This is a genomic window from Streptomyces sp. AC627_RSS907, from assembly GCF_019049165.1.
This window is the reverse complement of record NZ_JAGMUE010001468.1, coordinates 1-598: the sequence shown is the minus strand read 5'-3', so window position 1 is coordinate 598 and position 598 is coordinate 1. Positions and strand designations below refer to the sequence as shown.

1 pseudogene is annotated in these 598 nt (G+C 77.3%); it reads left to right on the top strand.

The features are described 5' to 3' along the window. Positions 1-322, top strand: a pseudogene (locus tag KUM32_RS42485) (TetR/AcrR family transcriptional regulator); the annotation flags it as partial. Between the last annotated feature and the right edge of the window lie 276 nt (positions 323-598).

Sequence of the window (598 nt, the reverse complement as noted above, 5' to 3'; positions counted from 1 at the left end):
GGGCGGCGCCTTCCGCCTCGTCTTCGAGTCCGACCTGACCAACGAGCCCGCGGTGCGCGAGCGCGTGGACCGGGTCTCGCTCCAGTGCGCCGAGGCGATCTCCGAGGTGATCGCCGAGGACACCGGGCTGCCGTCCGAGCAGTCCATGCTGCTGGCCGTCGCGCTCGGCGGCGTCTCGCAGGTCGTCGCGCGCTACTGGCTCTCCAGCGAGAGCGACATCCCGCGCGACACCGCGGTGCAGCTCGTGACCTCGCTGGCCTGGCGGGGCATCGCGGGCTTCCCGCTGCACGGCGCGGACGGCCAGGGCCCGGAAGCGGACTAGCCCCACCGTCCCGCAGCCCGCCGGCCCGGCCGGCGGGCCCGCCTCACCGCCGCGCCAGACGCCCGCCCGGCCCGCCAACGCCGGCGGCCGGGCGGGCGTCGCGCACGCGCCGGGCCGCCCGCGCGCCCGCGCGCGACGGTGATCGTCCACGGACCCCCGGACCCGCCGCGCGTTGCGGCTAATGTGTCCGTACGGCGCGGGAACCGCGCACCTCCCCTGGCCGGTGGCCAGGGGTAACCCGGACCGTCGGAGGGACATGGCCGTGGAGGTCAAGAT